This is a genomic window from Protofrankia symbiont of Coriaria ruscifolia (assembly GCF_900634745.1).
GTDB classification, from domain to species: Bacteria; Actinomycetota; Actinomycetes; order Frankiales; family Frankiaceae; genus Protofrankia; species Protofrankia californiensis.
Genome location: NZ_CAAAFR010000136.1, coordinates 23,348 through 27,535 on the forward strand (window position 1 = coordinate 23,348; position 4,188 = coordinate 27,535).

The 4,188-nt window shown below is 66.2% G+C and carries 4 protein-coding genes and 2 pseudogenes; 3 read left to right on the plus strand and 3 right to left on the minus strand.

Translation table 11 applies throughout. From position 1 onward, the window contains the following. Nucleotides 1-38: 38 nt before the first annotated feature. Together CV1CTNOD_RS26765 and CV1CTNOD_RS15470 are read left to right on the plus strand one after the other, a co-directional pair. Nucleotides 39-92, plus strand: a pseudogene (locus CV1CTNOD_RS26765) (hypothetical protein); the annotation flags it as partial. A gap of 88 nt (nucleotides 93-180) precedes the next feature. Continuing rightward, entirely contained in the window at nucleotides 181-984 is an 804-nt protein-coding gene (locus CV1CTNOD_RS15470) for a zinc ribbon domain-containing protein (RefSeq protein WP_242606724.1), read from the plus strand. A 167-nt stretch (nucleotides 985-1,151) separates the two neighbouring features. On the opposite strand, the gene CV1CTNOD_RS15475 is transcribed toward CV1CTNOD_RS15470, so the two are convergent. The 3 genes and pseudogenes from CV1CTNOD_RS15475 to CV1CTNOD_RS15485 all read right to left on the minus strand — a co-directional run. After that, nucleotides 1,152-1,679 (minus strand): GNAT family N-acetyltransferase, encoded by a 528-nt coding sequence (locus CV1CTNOD_RS15475; protein ID WP_131786784.1) that lies wholly within the window; start codon nucleotides 1,677-1,679, stop codon nucleotides 1,152-1,154. Continuing rightward, on the minus strand, nucleotides 1,676-1,972 hold the full coding sequence (locus CV1CTNOD_RS15480) for a DUF1778 domain-containing protein (RefSeq protein ID WP_131786785.1): 297 nt from the start codon (nucleotides 1,970-1,972) through the stop codon (nucleotides 1,676-1,678). The genes CV1CTNOD_RS15475 and CV1CTNOD_RS15480 overlap by 4 nt, the downstream gene beginning before the upstream one ends. 138 nt (nucleotides 1,973-2,110) lie before the next feature. Further along, nucleotides 2,111-2,285 (minus strand): annotated as a pseudogene (locus CV1CTNOD_RS15485) (IS6 family transposase); the annotation flags it as partial. A gap of 405 nt (nucleotides 2,286-2,690) precedes the next feature. Between CV1CTNOD_RS15485 and CV1CTNOD_RS15490 the strand changes: the two are divergent. Further along, nucleotides 2,691-4,031 carry a tyrosine-type recombinase/integrase gene (locus tag CV1CTNOD_RS15490; RefSeq protein WP_131786786.1) on the plus strand — a complete coding sequence of 447 codons (1,341 nt, stop codon included), beginning with the start codon at nucleotides 2,691-2,693 and terminating at the stop codon, nucleotides 4,029-4,031. Nucleotides 4,032-4,188: the final 157 nt, after the last annotated feature.

The following is a 4,188-nucleotide window of genomic DNA, read 5'->3' on the forward strand; positions in this document are numbered from 1 at the left end:
TCGACCGGCTCTCCCGCAACCTGCGCGACACCGTCACCTTGCTCGAAGAACTCGACCAGGCTGGCGTCGTGTTCCGCTCGGCGACCGAGCCGTTCGACACCGCGACCCCGATGGGCCGCGTGCTGCTCCAGATGCTCGCGATGTTCCGCCAGCGACTCCGACTACTACCTCACCGGCCGGATGCGCGGCCCGCAATGCGCCAAGGCGATGCTCGGCTCCAACGCCAAGGGACGCAACCGCACCTACCGCTACTACACCTGCTTCACCCGCCTGCGCTACAGCCGCGACCGCTGCGACGCCCCCCGCCTCGACGCCGACACCCTCGACCAAGCCGTCCTCACCGCGTTCGCCGCCTTCTACCGCGACCACCAGCAACTCATCGCCGACGCCGTCCACCTCGCCCGTCAACGCCACGACGACGCCCACGCCGACCGCGCCGGCGAACTCACCACCGTCCACGCCGACCTCACCCAGACCGACCAGGCCATCGACCGCTACCTGTCCGCGTTCGAGCGCGGCACCCTCGACGAAGAAACCCTCGCCACCCGACTCGCCGCCCTGCGCACCAAGCACAAGCAGCTCCGCCGCCGCCACACCGAACTCACCGCCCAGATCGACGACGAACCCGTCATACCCCCACACGCCACCCTCCGCAAGATCGCAAACAATATCGATTCGATCATCGAAGTCGGCACCGACCTTCAGCGCAAGGCCCTCGTCGAAGCCCTCATCCACGAAGTCAAGATCCTCGGCCCCGGACGGCTCCAACCGGTCTTCCGAGTCCCCAGACCCGAGCCGACCGAGGCCACCGCAGCCGTCCTACCCGCCACAACGCCCCCGAAGGGAGCGGTTCGCGCAATGCCTACATTGGTGGACCTGAGTGACCACAATACGAACCGCCATCCCACCCTGCCCGGACCGGTCATCGCCCTCGCTATCGCGCCCGGCAGGCCGTCTACCTGCACCGACGCTGCTCCCGTATGACAGATGCCGGACCGCGCCGTCGGTCAGCGCGTCGACAGCGCCGTTGGTCGCGGTCCCCCCAGGAGTCGTCAGAACGCGGCGCGTGACCGACCGGCGGGCCGCGCCCGGCGGTCGGCAGTCGGCAGACCATCACGTGTCGCCTCGGAATCGGGACCGCATGGACTTGGTCAGGTGCCGCCGAGGGCTTTGCGGAGGTCCTTCGTCAGGAGGAACAGGTGCATGGGGTCGGTGGGGCCGGGCTCGAACTTCGCCAGGCGCAGGTAGAAGTCGCGGGCGGTTTCGTTCTCGCAGTGGATCAGCAGGGCCCGCACTCCGATGACCTCTCCGGCGGCGGCAACGCGGCGCAGTGCGTCGACCACCAAGGCCCGGCCCAGCCCGGCGCCCTGGACCGACAGATCTACACCGAGCCGGGTGAGGATGACTACCGGCTGGTGGTAGCGGCCCGCGCCCTGCGTCAGCCGCCGCGGCGCCTGCGTCGGCGCGACCGACCCAGCCGCTAGCGCGTAGTAGCCGACCACCTGCCGATCGCCGTCCTCGGCGCCAGTGACCACGTACACCCGGGATGAGCCCGATTGGTGCGCCTGCAACGCGTGCGCCGTCAACCAGGACGACTGCGCCGCCGACCCGCAGTCAAACCCGGACAGCACATGGCTGGCGGTCGCCGGTTCGACCGGGCCGAACCGGCGACCGCTCACCGACCGGCCTGGCCAGGCTCGGACTGGTCCAGCACGGTGGGCGCCGACAGCAGCTCCCGCAGCCCCGCCACCTCGGACGCCGACCGGTCCAACGCATGGTCAAACGCCTGCCAGGCCACTTCGTCCAGGATGAACACCCGCCGATCCGCCAGAATGTCGGCCGCCGCCTCAGTCGCGGCCTTCAACACAAACGCCGACACCGTGCTCCCGGATGCCGAGCTGGCGGCCTCCAGCAGCGCCTTCTGCGCCGGCTCCACCCGAAGGTGCAGCCGATCGTCCTTCGCACCCGTCACCCCACCAGCGTACGCACAATGTACGCCTTGCACCAAGGCATGTGCGGCTACGCTCACTGCGTCACACGTTCCCGCACAGCCGAGAACTCATACCGGACGTGATCATGCTGGCGGTCCGCATAGCCGGGCCGCGTCGATCAGCAGCGGGGTGAACCGGCACACCCACCGGTAGACGGTCACGTGGCCAATGACGAGACCTCGCTCCGCGAGGAGCTCCTCGACGTCCCGGTAGGATCCGGCGTAGCGCAGATACCAGCGCACCGCCAGCACGCTTCTCCTCGGGCGGGAAGCGGAACCCCGCGAACTCCGACATCGGAACCGGCGGACGGACACGACGTCGATACATCACTCGATCATGACCGATCGGCAGCCGAGACGGCGGACTTCGCCAACGCAACAGTACAATCACAGAACGTCATATAAGACAATCATGGTATGAGCACGCACGGCCGAAAAAATCCATGATCGACAATTGTCGAAACGAGATCATCGCAGGTTACAACAATGATCATATGTGGAGGTGAGGGGACTCGAACCCCTGGTCTCCTCCGTGCGAGGGAACATTTACGTCGAAGTAGGACTGTTCAAGCAATCTTGCCCAACTACTGAAATGCTGTTCAGGCGGCACTTTTCGTGCCGTCACATGCTGGCGGCTACCAAGCGGTGCCGCCCTCGTCCGCGGACAAATCACGGACGGATGATCAGTGGAGTGGTGGGCATGGGCTACGCCAAGAAGCGGACCGGCAAGGACGGTAAGCCGCGATACACAGCGTGCTATCTGGACCTGCGCGGCCAACTGCGGTCGGCCGGGACGTTCAACACGAAGCGGGATGCGGACCAGGCCTGGCAGCGGGCGGAGGTCAAGCAGAGTGAGGGCCGCGTCGGCGACCCACGCCGCGGCCGGCAGCCCTTCGGCACCTACGTGGAGGAGACCTGGCTCCCCAACCACGTGATGGAACCGCGTACGCGCGAGACATACCAGTACAACCTCAACGCGCACATCCTTCCCTGGTTCCGCAAGATGAGGATGGCCGAGATCATGCTGGCGGACGTGCGCGAGTGGGTGACCGACCAGGTCGACCGGGGGCTCGGCCCGAACGTCATCGACAAGAACATGACCATCCTCAGCGCGATTTTCACGACCGCGCTGAACGACCAGATCACCTTCCTGCACGCATGCCGAGGCGTGAAGATTCCCGAGGTACCGAAGAAGCCACTGCAGATCATCACACCCGAACAGTTCGATCTGATCTACGGGAAGCTGAACGACTCTGTCCTCCAACTCCTCGTCGAACTCGACATCGAGAGCGGGATGCGCTGGGGCGAGTTGACCGAACTGCGCCCCCGCGACATCAACCTCAACACCGGCATCGTGACGGTCAGCCGGGCCGTGGTGGAGTTGAACCCGAAGGACCATCCGACCGGCGGCAGATTCCTTGTGCAGCAGTACCCGAAGGACAAGGAGTATCGGCGCTTCAAGGTCAGTAATCAGATGGTCGACAAGCTCCGGGAGTACATCCACGCGAAGGGTCTGGGACCGGATGACCTGCTGTTCCCGATGCCTGAGCAGAACGAGCCCAAGGCCCGCGTCGAGCCTCCTGAAGATCCTGACACGCTCGGGCTGACCGAGCCCAACGCGAAGGGCCGCCAGTACCGGCACGGCACGATCACCGCCTACTCAATGGCGCCGTGCCACTGCCAGCACTGCAAGGGCGCCTACGCCGCCTACCGGGCCAAGCGCCGGGCAGCCGGCAAGGACAACCCGCGGAAGCGACGCCGCCGCGACACCGACGGGCACATCCCCGGCGACTGGTTCCGCAAACAAATCTGGCACCCTGCGGTGGAGGCTGCCGGGATCGGCCGACGGGTACGCGTCCACGATTTGCGCCATGCCCATGCTTCCTGGCTTCTCGCCGGCGGTGCCGACCTTCAAGTCGTAAAAGAGCGCCTGGGACACGGCTCGATCGCCACAACGCAACGCTACCTACACACGCTACCCACGGCCGACGAGACAGCCCTCAACGCTCTCGCCCGCGTCCGTGGCCGTCGTGCTGGCTAATAGGGCTCTCCGCACTGAGCTGGAATGTGTAATCGTCTGATCACGCTGCCAACGTGAAGTTTGTGACGGGGTGTAGCCAGGCGGGGCGGGTGGAGCGGGAGGCGACGTAGCGGGCGCGGCGTTGCTGGTTGGCGACGTTGGTCAGGCCGAAGGCGGC

Excerpts from the sequence above, each read along its gene's own strand:
- CV1CTNOD_RS15470 (WP_242606724.1), top strand. The coding sequence starts at position 181 with ATGCGCGGCCCGCAATGCGCCAAGGCGATGCTCGGCTCCAACGCCAAG.
- CV1CTNOD_RS15490 (WP_131786786.1), top strand. The coding sequence starts at position 2,691 with ATGGGCTACGCCAAGAAGCGGACCGGCAAGGACGGTAAGCCGCGATAC.